Annotated in this window: 11 protein-coding genes; 9 read left to right on the forward strand and 2 right to left on the reverse strand. The window is 61.0% G+C overall.

Annotated elements, in window-relative coordinates; all coding sequences use genetic code 11:
- The first annotated feature begins 43 nt into the window (after positions 1–43).
- Positions 44–2797 carry a LuxR C-terminal-related transcriptional regulator gene (locus V6Z53_RS17545; protein ID WP_338580870.1) on the forward strand — a complete coding sequence of 918 codons (2754 nt, stop codon included), beginning with the start codon at positions 44–46 and terminating at the stop codon, positions 2795–2797.
- 12 nt (positions 2798–2809) lie between these two features.
- Here the strand turns inward: V6Z53_RS17545 and V6Z53_RS17550 are convergent, their stop codons facing one another.
- Both V6Z53_RS17550 and V6Z53_RS17555 read right to left on the reverse strand, forming a co-directional pair.
- Positions 2810–3601, reverse strand: a complete 792-nt coding sequence (locus tag V6Z53_RS17550; RefSeq protein ID WP_338580871.1) for an enoyl-CoA hydratase/isomerase family protein — start codon at positions 3599–3601, stop codon at positions 2810–2812.
- Positions 3602–3686: 85 nt separating this feature from the next.
- Complete coding sequence (locus V6Z53_RS17555; RefSeq protein WP_338580872.1) at positions 3687–4835, reverse strand: acyl-CoA dehydrogenase family protein; 1149 nt, start codon at positions 4833–4835, stop codon at positions 3687–3689.
- A 1187-nt stretch (positions 4836–6022) separates the two neighbouring features.
- Here V6Z53_RS17555 and V6Z53_RS17560 point away from each other — a divergent pair.
- From V6Z53_RS17560 to V6Z53_RS17595, 8 genes are all read left to right on the forward strand, one after another.
- Positions 6023–7207, forward strand: a complete 1185-nt coding sequence (locus V6Z53_RS17560; protein WP_338580873.1) for a lipid-transfer protein — start codon at positions 6023–6025, stop codon at positions 7205–7207.
- A gap of 57 nt (positions 7208–7264) precedes the next feature.
- Positions 7265–7702 (forward strand): MaoC family dehydratase N-terminal domain-containing protein, encoded by a 438-nt coding sequence (locus V6Z53_RS17565; RefSeq protein WP_338580874.1) that lies wholly within the window; start codon positions 7265–7267, stop codon positions 7700–7702.
- 10 nt (positions 7703–7712) lie between these two features.
- Positions 7713–8147 carry a MaoC family dehydratase gene (locus V6Z53_RS17570; RefSeq protein WP_338580875.1) on the forward strand — a complete coding sequence of 145 codons (435 nt, stop codon included), beginning with the start codon at positions 7713–7715 and terminating at the stop codon, positions 8145–8147.
- Between the two features lie 33 nt (positions 8148–8180).
- Entirely contained in the window at positions 8181–9014 is an 834-nt protein-coding gene (locus V6Z53_RS17575; protein ID WP_338580876.1) for an SDR family NAD(P)-dependent oxidoreductase, read from the forward strand.
- Between the two features lie 71 nt (positions 9015–9085).
- Positions 9086–10228, forward strand: coding sequence for an acyl-CoA dehydrogenase family protein (locus V6Z53_RS17580; protein WP_338580877.1), 1143 nt, complete (start codon positions 9086–9088; stop codon positions 10226–10228).
- Positions 10229–10300: 72 nt separating this feature from the next.
- Positions 10301–11863, forward strand: a complete 1563-nt coding sequence (locus tag V6Z53_RS17585) for a long-chain-fatty-acid--CoA ligase (RefSeq protein WP_338580878.1) — start codon at positions 10301–10303, stop codon at positions 11861–11863.
- A gap of 109 nt (positions 11864–11972) precedes the next feature.
- Positions 11973–13793 carry a DUF1302 domain-containing protein gene (locus tag V6Z53_RS17590; protein WP_338580879.1) on the forward strand — a complete coding sequence of 607 codons (1821 nt, stop codon included), beginning with the start codon at positions 11973–11975 and terminating at the stop codon, positions 13791–13793.
- A 25-nt stretch (positions 13794–13818) separates the two neighbouring features.
- Positions 13819–15186 carry a DUF1329 domain-containing protein gene (locus V6Z53_RS17595; RefSeq protein ID WP_338580880.1) on the forward strand — a complete coding sequence of 456 codons (1368 nt, stop codon included), beginning with the start codon at positions 13819–13821 and terminating at the stop codon, positions 15184–15186.
- Positions 15187–15262 lie beyond the last annotated feature (76 nt).

Here is a 15262-nt window from a genome sequence, read left to right on the forward strand (position 1 = left end):
TGTTGTTCGTCGCTTGGCCCGTCATTCCGGAAAGTGTCCACCTATGTCTTTTCCCCCTGTAACTGGCACTGCTTCTTGCCCGTCAGCCGACGCTGACCAGTCCATCGCCGATACCAAGGTTGTGCCGCCGCGCGGGGCCCGGCTCCTGGTGCCACGCGAGGACTTGCTGGCGCGTTTGCAGGAAGTCCGCCGGCAACGTTGCGTGGTGATTCAGGGGCCTGCCGGGTGTGGCAAGACCAGTACGTTGCTGGCTTGGCGACGCGAGTTGCTGGCCATGAATTTTGATGTGGCCTGGCTGTCGCTGGCGGCCGAAGACGACGATCTGGAACGTTTCTCTCGTTGCCTGCAAGCCAGTCTTGCTGAAGTCGTGCCGGAGCGAGTGCGCGATGCCGGCTTCCTGCTGGGTCGCGACAACGACGAGATGGCTGTCGAACATTGGGTGATCACCCTGGTTCAGGGCATTGCCCAGCATCCGCGAGAGCTGGTGCTGATGCTCGACGACATGCACCACTTGCAAGACCCGCGCATCGTCCAGGCGCTGCAATGGCTACTCAATTACGGGCCGGAAAATCTGCATCTGGTGTTCGGTTCCCGCGCCGGCATGCCTTTTCCATTGGCAGGCTTGCGGGCCCGCGCCCAGGTCAGCGAATTCGATCTGCGCGATCTGCGCTTCAGCCGTGCCGAATCGGAGCATTTCCTGCGTGAGCACCTGGGCACCATCGACCCGCGCGACGCTGCCGTGCTGCACGAACTCACCGACGGCTGGGTTGCTGGCCTGCAACTGTTTGCTGTCGATCTCAAGGCCAAGCAAATGACCCGGTTTGACCGGGTGCAGATCCGCGATGCCGACGCCTTCGCCGAGTATTTCGAACGTGAAGTGCTGGTTCGCCTGGAATCTGAAGATCTGCGCTTGCTGACGAGCGCTTCGATCTGCGAGCGCTTCTGCGCCTCGTTGTGCGCGACGTTGCTCGGCCAACCCCACGCCATCGCGGGCATGATGACCCAACTGGCGCGGCTCGACGGCGACAATCTGTTCATTACTCAGGTCAAGAGCCACGACCGCGAAACCTGGTATCGCCTGCATCCGTTGCTGTGCAGCGTATTGCGTGCGCGTCTTGAGGCCAGCCCGCTGCAAGAGCGACAAGCCCTGCACGCAGCCGCGCGCGGCTGGTTCAGTGACCATGAACACCTCGATGAAGCGGTGCGCCATGCGGTGCAGGCCGGTGATCCCGAGGCGGCTGCCGATATCGTCGAGGCCTGCGCCACCGACCTGTTGGCCAAGGGCAACCTCAGCCAGGTTTCAGGGTTGTTGAAGGGGTTGCCGGCGGAACAGACCGCCGAGCGTTTTGGCTTACAGGTGGTCATGGCGCACCTGCAACTTTATGCGCGCAATTTCCCGGCCTTGCAGCAGACGTTGCAGCATCTGCGAACCCATCACGAAAAACTCGACCGCAAGCAGCGCCATGCACTCACCGTGTTGCAAGGCAGCCTGGCCATGCAGCAAGACGATTCGGCAGCGATGCTGGCGACATTGCCCGAGCTGCTGGCGATCCCCACCGATGCCGACGATTTCTCCTATTCCGGACGCAGCAATACGCTGGCGTGGTTCTACATGTACCAGGGCGAATACGAGAAGGCCCGCGAGGTAATTGAAGGCGGGGAACGACTGCAGGGTTCGCCCCGACGCAGCCTGCTCGGTCGTTGCATGAGCGGCATGAGTCTGGCGCTCGAAGGCCGCATCACCCAGGCCGAACACCTCTACCGCGAAGTACTGGAAGAAGCCGAAGCCCATGGCGTCGGTTATCTGGTGGTCAGCACCATGGCCGCGGGCCTGCTGGGTACGGCGCTGTACGAACAAGGCGACTATGAAGCGGCCTGCCAGTTGCTGGAGCGGCGTATAAAACTGGTGGAGCGGGTGGCGATTCCCGACACGGTGTTGCAGTGCATGCAGACACTGGCCATGGCCCATTGGCTGGCTGGACGACGGGCCGAGGCTTTCACCTGCCTGGAGCGGCTGGAACATCACGCAACCCGCTATGACCTCGGCCGATTGCTGGTGTGTGCGCTGCTGTTGCGCATGCGCTGGTTGCAACAGGTCGGTGATGAGTCAGCGGCCGACGTGGCCCTGCAACGCATCCAGCACACGGCGCAGCAGTATCCTGCGTCGGGTACCGGCACCGCAGCGGAGATTCAGGTAATCGCCCGTCGGTCTCTGATTGAGCGGCAACTTCACACTGGGAACTTCCGCGCCGCCGCCGAGCGCATGCCGGCACTGATCGAAGTTTCGCAGTGCGACCGACGCTGGCGCCGCGTAGTGCCGATGCGCGTGCAAATGGCTGTCATCGAACAAGGGTGCGACAGACCGTTAGAGGCTCGCCAACACTTGATCGAAGCACTACGCCAAGGACATCGCCTCGGGTTGTTGCGCAGTGTGCTGGACGCGTGGACGAACGTGCCGTCGATGCTTGAAACATTGCTGGCTGATAACGCGCTTGATCCAGTGCTGACGTTCTACGCGCAACGCTTGCTCGACATCGCCCGCAGTGCACAGGTCAGCAACGAGCAAATCCCAAGCGTTGCGGCGAATCTGCTCAGCGCTCGGGAACTCGACGTGATGGGGCTGGTGGCCCAGGCGCTGCCGAACAAGAAGATCGCCCGAGTGTTGAACCTGTCACCGGAAACGGTGAAATGGCACATGAAGAATATTTTCTACAAGCTGGGCGTTACCGGTCGCGACGAGGCGATAGCCAAAGTGCGCGACCTGGCGCTGAAGCTGCCGGGTAATCCTTCCGTTTGATCTTCGTGCGAATCAGCCGTTTCGCAGCGGCCAGCGGTACAGCAGCGGCTGCTTGCGCATGAACCGCCCGGTGGCGTCCTTGAGATAGCTGGAGGTCACGGCAATCGCTTGCGCATTGGCTTCTTCACCCAATTGACTGTGCAGGCCGTTGCTCAATGAATGGTCGAGCAAGCGTCTGGTCATGGCGAATGTCGTCCCCGACAGATTCGCCATGTTTTGCGCCAATTCCAATGCCCGAGCCCGGTAGCTGTCGACAGGCAGCACTTCGAGGGCGATGCCGAGTTTCAGCGCTTCAGCCGCCGAAACCTCTCGTGCCGAATAGATCAATTCCTTGGCTTTTTGTACGCCGACCACACGGGGCAGGGTCCAGGTTGCGCCCAGATCGGGGACCGCACCGATGCGCGAGAACACCATGCAAAACCGTGCACGATCAGAGGCGACGATGAAGTCCGCCATCAGCGCCAGGCTGAACCCGGCGCCATAGGCCACGCCATCCACGGCCGCGATCAGCGGACGCTCAAGCCCGGCAAATGCGGCGGGCAGTTGATTGAGTTCACTCATGCGCGTGCACATCTGGCTGGCATCGCGGTCATTGCGGGACATGACGTCGACATCGCCACCGGCACAGAAGTCGTCGCCGGCGCCTGTCAGCACTACGGCGCGGATGTCGGCGTCGCGGCGAATATCGGAAAGGGCATCGAGCATGGCTGTGCACATGTCCGAATTGAAGGCGTTCTTGCAGGCGGGGCGGGACATGACCAGTGTGGCCACGCCGTCGGTTCTGGTTACTTCGAGCACTGACATGGGAAATCTCCGATTGTTTTTATTCTGGAGTCTTGTCCTGCGGGGCATGGCTCACCGAAGGCAAGCCATGCCTCGATCCGCGCGGTTACAGCGTGCGCGCGATCAGTTCTTTCATCACTTCGTTGGAGCCGCCATAAATGCGCATCGGCCGGGTGTTGATGTGCAGCCGCGCGATCGGGTATTCCAGCATATAGCCGTAGCCACCGTGCAGTTGCAGGCACTCGTCAATGATGTTGCAGGCCTGGGTCGAGGCCCACCACTTGGCCATCGCCGCCGTGGTTGCGTCCAGTTCGTGCCTGATCATCTTGTCCAGGCAATCGTGGACAAAGGTGCGGGCAATGGTGACGGTGGTCTGCATTTCCGCCAGTTTGAAGCGGGTGTTCTGCATGTCCAGCAGCGGCTTGCCGAACAGTTTGCGGTCGTTGGTGTACTTGATGGTTTCCTCGACCGCACGCTCCATGGCGCCCAGTGCGTTCATGGCGATGAACATGCGCTCCTCGGGCAATTGCTGCATCAACTGGACGAAGCCTTTGCCTTCTTCCGGGCCGAGCAAATTGGCTACTGGTACGCGCACGTCATCGAAGAACAGCTCGGAAGTGTCCTGGCCTTTCTGGCCGAGCTTGTCGAGGATGCGTCCACGACGGAAACCCGGCAGGTCATTGACCTCCAGCACGATGATCGACATGCCCTTGGCGCCCAGGCTCGGGTCGGTCTTGCACACCAGCAGCACCAGGTCGGCAAGGTAGCCGTTGGTGATGAACGTCTTCGAGCCGTTGATGACGTAGTGGTCACCATCGCGAATGGCTTTGGTCTTGACGTTCTGCAGGTCGGTGCCGGCGCCCGGTTCGGTCATGGCAATCGCGGCGACCATTTCCCCGGTGGCCATTTTCGGCAGCCACCGCTGTTTTTGCTCTTCGCTGGCGTAGCGCAACAGGTAATGCGCGCAGATCGCACTGTGCACGTTGGTGCCCAGGCTGGTGGCAACGGCGCGGGCCAGTTCATAGCCGATGATTGCGTTGTGCGCATGGCTGCCGCCGCTGCCGCCGTACTCTTCCGGAATCGCCGGGCAGAGCATGCCCATCTCGCCGGCCTTCAGCCAGGTTTCACGGTCGACGTGTTTTTGATGGGCCCAACGCTCTTCATGGGGCACCAGTTCTTCGGCGGCAAAACGGCGGACCGACGCCTGGAAGATCGCCAGGTCTTCGGTTAGCCACGATGGTCTGTATTCGCTCATTTGAATCCTCGGTAGGTGAGGGGACGGGGACTCTTGCCATGCTGGGCGCAGCCCGAAATTTCGGCGAGCGCCGAAGGGATGATGCTGTGGAGTAGGTGGGGGATCGTTCGAAGGGATGTTTTGGGGGAGTAGTTTTTTGATGGTGTGAATATCCGTTTCTGCGGTAACGGCTACTTATGGTTCCGCCCTTACGGCGAGTCCCTTTGGCAAACGCCCCGAAGGAACCAAAGGTCTCGCCCCTTACGTACGGCCCCTCGCTGAGGCTCGGCGTTCCTTCGCTCCGGCATTCATCCGGGGGCATCGCCTCCGGTCTGCTTCGCGACGACCTCCTCTCGATGTGTGCGGCTTCGCCGCACGGCGCTGCGCGCCTAACCCCCGGATGAACGCCTCCACTCAGCCTTCCGATGGGGCGGGTGGATCAAAAGCGGCAGGCGAGCTAACGCTCGGCCTGTGGAGTGGTGAAAAGCGTGAATGCACCCCGACCCACTGTGGGAGCTGGCTTGCCAGCGATGGCGGCCTGACAGCCAACCAATCTCTTTCAGACATATGCCGATCCCCTGTGGGAGCCAGCCTGCTGGCGATGACGGTCTGACAGTCGACCAGAATTTTGCGGATGCACCAGATCAAAAGATCGCAGCCTCATTGCACTCGACAGCTCCTACACAAAAATGCGCACGAACTTCCGATCAGGTCGGCCGGTAGGCCGCCTCGCGGTGCTGTTGCGGTAGTCGCCCCCTCGTGAGGCCGAGCGCAGGTTCTGCGCAGTGGGCAACCCGGCAAGGATGCCGGGTTAGCCGCCCCCGGCCATGGATGGCCGATGGCGGCGGGCCCACGGAGCAGGACCGGAGCGAGGGCATGCCGAGCCACAGCGAGGCACCGAACGAAAGGGGCAAAGCGCTTTGGTTACTTTCGTCTGGGCCGGCATTCCGGCTCTTCGAAAGTGACCCGCTGTAAGAGCGGAACCATAAGCCGCCGTTACCGCAACAATGGATATGCCCACGATCAAACCCCCAATCACCTACCGCTACTCCCTCCAACCGTTCCTTCGAACGCCTCTCGCTATCTCCCCAACTTCATCCCTTCGACGGTCGAAGCGCACTTGTGCGCAAACCTAGGATGAATGCCAACGAAAACCAGCCGGCCGGCGGGTACGACAACTGAACGTGTACGCCAAAGGAAATTCATCCATGAGTGAAAAAGCCGTAGTTGCCGGGGTCGGCATGATTCCCTTCTCGAAGCCGGGTGCAAGCCCCAGCTACACCGACATGGGAGCCGCGGCGGTGCGCCTGGCGCTGAAAGATGCCGGCATCGACTATGACAAGGTGCAGATGGCCTTTGCCGGTTATGTCTATGGCGATTCCACCTGCGGCCAGACGGCACTCTATGAAGTGGGGCGCACGGCGATCCCGATCGTCAACGTCAACAACAATTGCTCCACCGGTTCTACCGCCTTGTACCTGGCCCGTGCTGCCGTACAGAGCGGTCAGGCCGACTGCGTGCTGGCACTGGGTTTCGAACAGATGCAGGCCGGTGCGCTCAAGTCGCACTGGGATGACCGCCCACAGACCCGCGCCAATTTCGTCCACGTCATGGAAGACCTGACCCGCGACGTCGACCTGCCGCGTGCCCTGAAAACCTTCGGCGGTGCCGGTCGCGAGCACATGCAGAAGTACGGCACCCGCATGGAAACCTTCGCCGCCATCCGCGCCAAGGCCAGCCGTCATGCGTCGAACAATCCGCTGGCGTTGTTCAAGAATATCCTGAGTACTGAAGACGTGATGAACGATCAGGTCATGTGGCCGGGCGTAATGACGCGTCTGATGGCGTGTCCTCCGACCTGCGGCGCGGCGGCGGCGATCATTTGTTCGCCGGCATTCGCCAAGAAGCATGGGCTGCGCAGCGACGTGGTGATCCTCGCGCAGTCGCTGGTGACCGATCCGGTGGAGTCGTTCGATCCGCCTTCGATGATTGCCTATGCCGGTTTTCACATGACCCAGCGCGGCGCGCAGATGGTCTACGAGCAGGCAGGCGTCGGCCCGCAGGACGTGCGTGCCGTCGAACTGCATGACTGCTTCGCCCACAACGAATTGCTGACCTACGAAGGCCTCGGGCTGTGCGCCGTCGGTGGTGGCGAGCAGTTCGTCCTCGATGGCGACAACACCTACGGCGGCCAGGTGGTGACCAATCCGTCCGGTGGCCTGCTTTCCAAGGGTCACCCGTTGGGCGCCACCGGCCTGGCCCAGTGCTACGAGCTGACCCATCAATTGCGCGGTACCGCCGACAAGCGCCAGGTCGAAGACTTGAACATCGCCTTGCAGCACAACCTCGGCCTGGGTGGCGCCTGCGTCATCACCCTGTACGGACGCAATTGAACTGAACCCCGGCGCGCCCTCGACCGGGCGCGCATAACAACAAGAGGAGTGAGACAAATGGCTGACAAAAGCCTGATCGGGCACAAGCTCGATACATTCAGCGTCGATGTCGAGAAGGGTCGCCTGCGTTTTTTTGCCAAGGCCATTGGCGAAACCGATCCGGTCTACACCAATGAGGCCGCCGCCTTGGCAGCCGGGCATAAGGCGTTGCCCGTGCCACCGACGTTTCTCAAGTGCCTGGAAGGCGAGGGTCGTGACCTGGCCGCTTTCCTGAAACTGGTGAATTTCGACCTCGGCCGCATCCTGCACGCCGAACAGTCCTTCGTTTTTCACGGCATGGCCTACGCCGGTGACGTGCTGACCTTCGACGCACACATTTCCGATGTGTACGAGAAGAAGGGCGGCGCCCTGCAATTCGTGGTCATGGAGTCGCGTGTGACCAACCAGGACGGCGTGCACATCGCCGATGTCCGCTCGTCCCTCGTCCAGCGTTGAGGAATTGTCGATGACCCTCTCTAACACCACCCACGCGCAGTTTTCCGATATCCAGATTGGCGACGTGATCCCGTTGCTGAAATTGCAGCCGGTCAACCGCACCACCCTGGCGCTGTACTGCGGCGCTTCGGGCGATCACAACCCGATCCACGTTGACATCGATTTTGCGCGCAAGTCGCGCATGCCCGACGTGTTTGCCCACGGCATGTTGTCGGCCGCTTACCTCGGCCGCCTGCTGACCCAATGGGTACCGCAGCAGCAAGTACGCAGCCTGTCGATCCGCTTCACCGGCATCACGCATCTGGGGCACATCCCGACCTGCACCGGAACCATCACCGAAAAGTTCGAAGAGAACGGCGAGAAGCGTGTGCGCCTGGCGATTCGTTGCGGCAACCAGTACGGCGAAGAAAAACTCGCCGGCGAAGCCGTCGTCGCCCTGGCCTGAACTCCTTACCCCTATTTCGCAGGAAAAAGACACATGAAAAAGCTTGAAGGCAAAGTTGCTCTGGTTACTGGCTCGGGCCGTGGCATCGGTCGCGAAGTCGCGCTGCAACTGGCCGCTTACGGCGCCAAAGTCGTGGTCAACGACCTGGACGCCGAACCGGCTGACGAAGTGGTCGCCGAGATCCGCGCCGCTGGCGGTGACGCCGTGGCTTGCGTCGGCAGCGTCACCGCGCCGGACTTCGCTGACCGTTTTGTGCAGACCGCCGTCAAGAGCTACGGCTCGATCGACATCATCATCAACAACGCCGGTTTCACCTGGGACAACGTGATCCAGAAGATGAGCGACGAGCAGTGGTACGCGATCATCGACTGCCACCTGACGGCGCCGTTCCGCATCCTGCGCGCCGCCCAACCGGTGATCAGCGCCCTGGCCAAGAAAGAAGCCGCCGAAGGCCGTGAAGTGCTGCGCAAGGTAGTGAACATCTCCTCCGGCGCGGCGGGCGGCAACGTCGGCCAGTCCAACTATTCCTCGGGCAAGGCGGGCATTCTGGGCCTGACCAAGACCCTGTCCAAAGAGTGGGGCCGCCTGAAGGTCAACGTCAACGCCGTGGCTTTCGGCCTGATCGAAACCCGCCTGACCCAGGCCCTGGCGGGCGACGAGAGCAAGACCGTGAACATCGAAGGTCGTGAGATCAAGGTCGGCGTCCAGCAGGCAATGATCGAAGGCGCCAGCCGCAGCATTGCACTGGGTCGTCCAGGCAAGCCGGAAGAAGCCGCAGGCGCCGTAGTGATGCTCTGCCTGCCGGAAGCTGACTTCTGCTCCGGGCAGGTCCTGTACTGCGGCGGTGGCCCAGGCTCGAACTTCTAATTGCGCCCAATGATGTATCGCGCCTGTTGACCTTCAACGGTCAACAGGCCTCAGAACCCGAGGTATTTGCAATGCTGGAAAACTACCGCTCTCCCTGGATGACCGAAGACCTGGAACCGTTCAATGACATGGTCCAGCGCTTCGCCAAGGAATACATGGAGCCGAACGAATTGAAGTGGCGCGAGCAGCACCACGCGGACCGTTCAGCTTGGCTCAAGGCTGGCGAACTGGGCCTGATCCTGCCCGACGTACCGGAAGAGTACGGCGGTGCCGGTGGCAGCATCGGTCACTACGTTTGTGTGATTCAGGCAATGAACGGCAATGGCAGTGGCTTGGGCATTGGTCTGAGCCACATCGTCGCGCACTACATCCTTGAATCGGGCACTGAAGCGCAGAAGAAACACTGGCTGCCGAAGATCGGCTCCGGCGAAACCATTTGCGCCATCGCCATGACCGAGCCGGGTGCCGGTTCCGACCTGCAATCGGTACGCACCCGCGCAGTGAAGCAGGGCGACAAGTACGTCATCAACGGTGCCAAGACCTTCATCAGCAACGGCCAGACCTGCGACATGGTGCTGGTGATCGCCAAGACCGATATCAGCCAGGGCGCCAAGGGTGTCTCGCTGTTCATGGTCGACACCAACACGCCGGGTTTCCGTCGCGGCAAGCTGCTGAGCAAGGTCGGCATGCACGCCCAGGATACTTCGGAGATGTTCTTCGACGACGTCGAAGTGCCAGCCGACTGCCTGCTCGGCGAAGTCGAAGGTCGCGGTTTCTACACGTTGATGAGCCAGTTGCCGTACGAGCGGGCGCAGATTGGCGTCGGTGCCGTCGCGGTGATGGAGCGCGCCCTGCGCCTGACCGTGGAATACACCAAGGACCGCAAGGCCTTCGGCAAACCGGTCATTGATTTCCAGAACAGCCGCTTCGTGCTCGCCGATGTGAAAGCAACCGTGCTGGCGGCGAAAACCTTCATTGACCTGATCGTCCAGCGCTGGATCGACGGCACCCTCGACACCACGCTGGCGTCGATGGGCAAGTTCTGGTTGACCGAACGCCAGGGCGAAGTGCTCGACCGTTGCCTGCAACTGTTTGGCGGCTACGGCTACATGAACGAATACCCGATCGGACGGATGTGGGCCGACGCCCGCGTTGCACGCATCTACGGCGGCTCCAACGAGATTCAGCGCGAGGTCGTGGCGCGGTCGCTCTAACCGGCGCAGCGCTGTCCGAGGCGTCGATAGTTCCAAATCGATTGAATAATAAAAAAGCAATTTGGAGTTTTCATGTACATCACTCAAGGGCTGCACCGTCATCTGCAGCAACGCCCCAATGCCATCGCGGTCCGTTTCCAGGGCCGCGAGATCACCTATGCCGAGTTCGGCGACCGTGTTGCTCGCCTGGCCGGTGCACTCAAGGGCCTGGATGTCGCCAGCGGTGATCGCGTGGCGATGCTGGCGTTCAACTGCGCGCGCTTTCTCGAGTATTACCAGGCAGTACCGTGGGCCGATGCCGTAGTCAATCCGGTGAATTTCCGCTGGAGTGCGGCCGAAATTATCTATTCGCTGGACGACTCGGAAACCACCATCCTGATCGTCGACGATCACCATAAGGAACTCGGCGCCCGGGTGCTTGAAGAAGCCAAAACCGTACGTCTGGTGATTTATGCCGGCGACGGCGAAACCCCACGCGGCATGCTCAATTACGAGTCGCTGATCGCCATCAGCGAACCGGTGGAGGACGCGCGTCGCGGTGGTGATTCGCTGCTCGGGATTTTCTATACCGGCGGCACCACCGGCCACCCCAAAGGTGTGATGCTCAGCCACAACAACGTGGCTTTTTCGGCACTCAATTCCTTGTCCCAGGGTCGCCTCGGCTTAGGCACGGTGTTCCTGCATGCAATGCCGATGTTCCACCTGGCCGACTTCGCCGCGATCACCGGGCTGTTCATCACCGGTGGCACCCACGCGATCTTGCAGACCTTCACACCGCAGGGTGTGCTGGAGGCCATTGACCAGGAAAAAGTCAACGAGATTCTGCTGGCACCGACCATGATCCAGATGCTGCTGGACTGGCGCGAAGCACACGGGCAGGCACTCGACGTCAGTTCGTTACGAATGATTGGTTATGGCGCCTCGACCATCACCCCGGCACTGCTCGATCGTGCCCGCGCCGTGTTCACCAACGCCAGTTTCTCCCAGGGTTACGGCATGACCGAACTGGCCCCGGTGGCCGCGACGCTTCCTGCCGAGTATCACAGCGCCGAGTACCAGGCCAACGGCAAGATGTATTCCGCCGGGATGCCAGCCATCTGCGTGGAAATTCGCATCGTCGACGCCAATGACAAAGAAGTACCGCGTGGCACCGTAGGCGAAATCATCGTGCGCGGTCCCAACGTGATGCTCGGTTACTGGAAGAAGCCGGAAGCTACCGCCGAGGCGCTACGCGGTGGCTGGATGCACACCGGTGATGGCGGCTACATGGACGATGACGGTTTCATCTACATCTGTGACCGCCTCAAGGACATGGTGGTCAGCGGTGGCGAAAACGTTTACTGCGGTGAAGTCGAGGCAGCCATCGGCAGCCATCCGGCCGTGGCGCAAAGCGCAGTGATCGGCATTCCCTGCCAGAAATGGGGCGAGACCGTTCACGCAGTGATCATCCTCAAGCCCGGTGCCAGCGCTACTCACGAGCAGATCATTGCCCATTGCCGTGAACTGATCGCCGGCTACAAGGTGCCGCGCAGCGTCGAATTCCGCGAAACACTGCCGCTGACCAGCGTCGGCAAAGTGCTGAAGACCGAACTGCGCAAACCCTTCTGGGAAAACCAGCAACGCACGATCGCCTGAACCCAACTGCCGCGCGGTCGGTTCGGCCGCGCCATTTTTTAATACCGGAATCCGTGCCGCATCGTTGAGAACGGTCGGGTTTCCTTGCGCCAAAACCATCGGAGGACGCATGAGCATTACGAGATTGCGTGGAGCTTGCTACCCACATCTGCTGGCAGTCGCCGTCGCAGCCGCAGTTACCCCACAGGCTTTTGCCAAGGATTTCAGCATCGGCGAAATCGAAGGCAGTTTCGATTCCGCATTATCGGTCGGCGCCAGCTGGGCCGTTCGCGGCCCCGACCCGGACTTCATTTCCAACTTCAACTCGCAGGGAACCCGAGGCAATGCGTCGTCGCGGACCAATGACGATAACCGCCTGAATTTCAAGAAGGGCGAAACCTTCTCGAAGATCTTCAAGGGGGTGCACGACCTGGAGTTGAAGTACGGCGACAGCGGTGCTTTCGTGCGCGGCAAATACTGGTACGACTTCGAGCTGATGGACGAGAGCCGTCCGTTCTACGACGTCGATGATCATGGCCGCCAGCGTGCGGCGAAGTCGTCCGGGGCGATGTTCCTCGACAGCTTCGTCTATCACAACTACACCCTCGACGATTTGCAGGGCAACGTTCGCCTGGGCAAGCAGGTGGTGAGTTGGGGCGAAAGCACCTTCATCGGCAACTCGATCAACAGCATCAACCCGATCGACGTGGCAGCGCTGCGTCGTCCCGGCGCCGAGGTCAAGGAAGGGCTGATTCCGGTGAACATGCTGTACGTCTCGCAGGGCCTGTCGGAAAACGTTACCGCCGAAGCCTTCTATCAGATCGAATGGGCACCGTCGGTGATCGACAACTGCGGCACCTTCTTCGGCAACGACGTGACGCCGGAAGGCTGTAATGACCGCGCCGTGCTGGCGGGCCTTGATCTGCCGCCCGGCGTGGCCAATAACACCGGCACACCCGGGCTGCTCGACGATGCCTACATTCCGCGCACCAAGACCAAGGATGCCCGTGACAGCGGCCAGTTCGGCCTGGCGTTGCGCTGGTTCGCCGCAGAGCTGAACGACACCGAGTTCGGTGTTTATGCAATGAATTACCACAGTCGCAACCCAAGCCTGAACTTTACCCGTGCGACCAGTACGGCCAACGCTGTGGCCGCGATTCGCAGTGCCAGTTACAACGTGGTCTATCCCGAGGACGTGCGCCTGTACGGCTTGAGTTTCGCCACCAACGTGCTCGGCACTTCGCTGGGCGGCGAGCTGAGTTTTCGGCCGAACATGCCGTTGAACCTCAACGGCGCCGACATCAACCTGGCCGCCGTGGGCAACGCTGCGTCACCGTTGTTCGTCAGCGGTCAGTCCGCCAATGTCGCCGGGGCAGCCGTCGATGGCTACAAGCGCATGCCGGTGTTGCAGGCGCAGATGACGGCCACGCAATTCTTCGATCAGGTCCTCGGCGCCGAGCGTCTGACGCTGGTGGGCGAGGTCGGTTACAACCGCATCAACGGCCTGGGCTCCAGTGACGGTACTGAAGAGCGTTTTGGCCGCAACTCCGTGTTCGGCGCCGGGCAACTGGTCAATCAGGCGGTCTGCGTCGGGCAGAACACGCCGGTTCCCGGTCAGCCCGGCGCCACCCGCCCGAGCAACCCGCAGCAGGAATGCAACAGCCACGGTTTCTACACCACCGACTCGTGGGGCTACCGCCTGCGCGGGAAGCTCGAATACCCCAACGTGTTCGCCGGCATCAACCTGTCGCCCAACGTGGCCTGGTCCCATGACGTCGATGGCGTCGGCCCGAACTTCGAGGAAGGCAACAAGGCGATCAGCCTCGGCGTGGATGCCGACTACATGAACACCTACACCGCGAGCCTCAGTTACACCGATTACTTCGGCGGAAAGTGGAATACCAACACTGATCGCGACTATGTCGCCCTCAGCTTCGGCGTGAACTTCTGACATCCATCAGACGGAGAAAATAAAAATGAAATCCAGCACTCTGATCAAAGCCTGCACATTGACCCTGACCCTGATTGCCTCCAGCGTGATGGCGGCCGTTTCCCCGCAAGAAGCGGCGCAATTGGGCACCACGCTCACGCCGCTTGGCGGGGAAAAGGCCGGCAATGCCAGCGGCACCATTCCCGCCTGGACCGGTGGCCTTAAACCCGGTGCCGCGCCGATGCAGAATGACTTTCTCGGCAACCCGTTCGAAGGCGAAAAACCACAGTTCGTGATCACGGCCGCCAACGTCGCGCAGTACAAGGACAAGCTCACCGCCGGGCAACTGGCGATGTTCCAGCGCTACCCGGACAGCTACAAAATCCCGGTGTACAAGAGCCAGCGCACGGCATCGGCACCGCAAGCGGTGTACGACGCGGTGAAAAAAAGCGCGGTAACCACCGAAGCGGCCAATGACGGTTATTCGTTGAAGAACTTCGAGCAGTCGCGCTACTACGCGTTCCCGATTCCCAAGAACGGCCTGGAAGTGGTGTGGAACCATCTGACCCGTTCCCACGGCAACAGCTATATCAATCGCCAGGTCCAGGCTACCCCGCAAGTCAACGGCGATTACACCTTGGTGCAGATCGAAATCGAGACCGGGTTTCCGTGGAAGATGTCGGACGCCAAGCCAGATGAAAGCGCCAACATTCTGTTCTATGCCAAGCAGACGGTGACTGCGCCGGCGCGTATGGCCGGCAGTGTGCTGTTGATTCACGAAACCCTTGATCAGGTCAAGGAACCGCGCATGGCCTGGGCCTACAACGCGGGCCAGCGCCGCGTGCGTCGTGCCCCGCAAGTGGCCTATGACGGACCGGGCACCGCCGCCGACGGGATGCGCGTCGCCGACAACGCCGACATGTACAACGGCGCACCGGATCGCTATGACTGGAAGCTGATCGGCAAGAAGGAAGTCTACGTTCCCTACAACAACTACCTGCTGCAATCGCCGAAGCTGAAGTACGCCGACATCATCAAGCCTGGCCATATCAACCAGGACCTGACGCGCTATGAACTGCATCGCGTGTGGGAAGTGGAGGGCACCCTCAAGCCTGGCCAACGCCACATTTACGCCAAGCGCCACATGTACATCGACGAGGACACCTGGGCTGCCGTGGAAATCGACCAGTACGACGGTCGCGGCCAGCTGTGGCGGGTCAGCGAAGGTTACCTGGTCAATGATTACCAGCAGGGCGTCGCCACCTACGCAGCCATGGGCATCTATGACCTGATCGCCGGGCGGTATCTGGTGTCGAACCTGGGCAATGAGAACAAGCGTGGCACCGACTACGCCTACCAGCCGACCATGAATGATTTCACTCCGGCCGCACTGCGCAACGCCGGTATTCGCTAAGCCATCCGAGTCACTGCCATTCGTCCTCGCTCGAGGGCGAACGGCTCTTTGTACTGCTTTTTTAACTGAATCTGGA

Origin of the sequence: Pseudomonas sp. MAG733B (assembly GCF_036884845.1) — a bacterium.
Lineage (GTDB): Bacteria > Pseudomonadota > Gammaproteobacteria > Pseudomonadales > Pseudomonadaceae > Aquipseudomonas.

Coding starts and splice junctions, on each gene's coding strand:
- V6Z53_RS17565 (WP_338580874.1), top strand. CDS start 7,265: ATGGCTGACAAAAGCCTGATCGGGCACAAGCTCGATACATTCAGCGTC.
- V6Z53_RS17570 (WP_338580875.1), top strand. CDS start 7,713: ATGACCCTCTCTAACACCACCCACGCGCAGTTTTCCGATATCCAGATT.
- V6Z53_RS17550 (WP_338580871.1), bottom strand. CDS start 3,601: ATGTCAGTGCTCGAAGTAACCAGAACCGACGGCGTGGCCACACTGGTC.
- V6Z53_RS17580 (WP_338580877.1), top strand. CDS start 9,086: ATGCTGGAAAACTACCGCTCTCCCTGGATGACCGAAGACCTGGAACCG.
- V6Z53_RS17560 (WP_338580873.1), top strand. CDS start 6,023: ATGAGTGAAAAAGCCGTAGTTGCCGGGGTCGGCATGATTCCCTTCTCG.
- V6Z53_RS17575 (WP_338580876.1), top strand. CDS start 8,181: ATGAAAAAGCTTGAAGGCAAAGTTGCTCTGGTTACTGGCTCGGGCCGT.
- V6Z53_RS17545 (WP_338580870.1), top strand. CDS start 44: ATGTCTTTTCCCCCTGTAACTGGCACTGCTTCTTGCCCGTCAGCCGAC.
- V6Z53_RS17585 (WP_338580878.1), top strand. CDS start 10,301: ATGTACATCACTCAAGGGCTGCACCGTCATCTGCAGCAACGCCCCAAT.
- V6Z53_RS17590 (WP_338580879.1), top strand. CDS start 11,973: ATGAGCATTACGAGATTGCGTGGAGCTTGCTACCCACATCTGCTGGCA.
- V6Z53_RS17555 (WP_338580872.1), bottom strand. CDS start 4,835: ATGAGCGAATACAGACCATCGTGGCTAACCGAAGACCTGGCGATCTTC.
- V6Z53_RS17595 (WP_338580880.1), top strand. CDS start 13,819: ATGAAATCCAGCACTCTGATCAAAGCCTGCACATTGACCCTGACCCTG.